At 48.0% G+C, this 612-nt stretch carries 1 protein-coding gene; it reads left to right on the top strand.

All coding sequences use genetic code 11. The annotated features are described in order from the left end of the window. The coding region (locus FDY93_RS19660) for a hypothetical protein (protein ID WP_220446270.1) at positions 1 to 375 on the top strand (375 nt) is incomplete at its 5' end. Between the last annotated feature and the right edge of the window lie 237 nt (positions 376 to 612).

Here is a 612-nt window from a genome sequence, read left to right as displayed (position 1 = left end):
GACGCCTTACCTTATGCACTTTTTGCGCGGTCGCTTCGCTCCCATTTTCGCGCAAAAAGCGCACAAGGTAAGTCGCCCCTGCTGGCGGCGTTAACATCTGGTCACATGCGAAAAATAATCGCTTTACTATTTGGTTTTTTCGGAACTCTCGTAATTGGAGCAGTCGCTATATATTTGGTAAATACAGGCAGCGACCTGTGCGCAGATCCAGATTCCTGTGATAGCGGTTACTTTTATCGTGTAGAGATTCAGAAAGAGTGTACATGCCAGTATTTGGGGCAACAGTCTCCAGTCTTTAAAGAGGGCGTTGTTGCTTGTAGTTCACTATTTTTAGAGAAAAATTTAAGGGCTAGTTTGCCTAAGTGCGTACAGTAGAAAGCACAATGTTAACAAGGCCAGGCAGGATGCTCCGGGCCTTCGGCCCTCCGCGGGACAGCTTACCTTGTGCACATTTTGCGCAGGTCGCTGCGCTCCCATTTTCGCGCAAAATGCGCACAAGGTAAGCTGCCCCTGCTGGCGGCGTTAACGTAGGTGATCACAAAAAGTAAAAGTGGTTAACCTATAAGAAAAATGAAGGGTTCCGGTAGCGAGTCTTGTCGGGCTCAGGAATTA

It is taken from the genome of Microbulbifer harenosus, from assembly GCF_005771435.1.
In the GTDB taxonomy this organism is placed as follows: domain Bacteria; phylum Pseudomonadota; class Gammaproteobacteria; order Pseudomonadales; family Cellvibrionaceae; genus Microbulbifer; species Microbulbifer harenosus.
The sequence above is the reverse complement of the archived record's forward strand: the minus strand, read 5'-3'. Positions and strand labels throughout refer to the sequence as shown.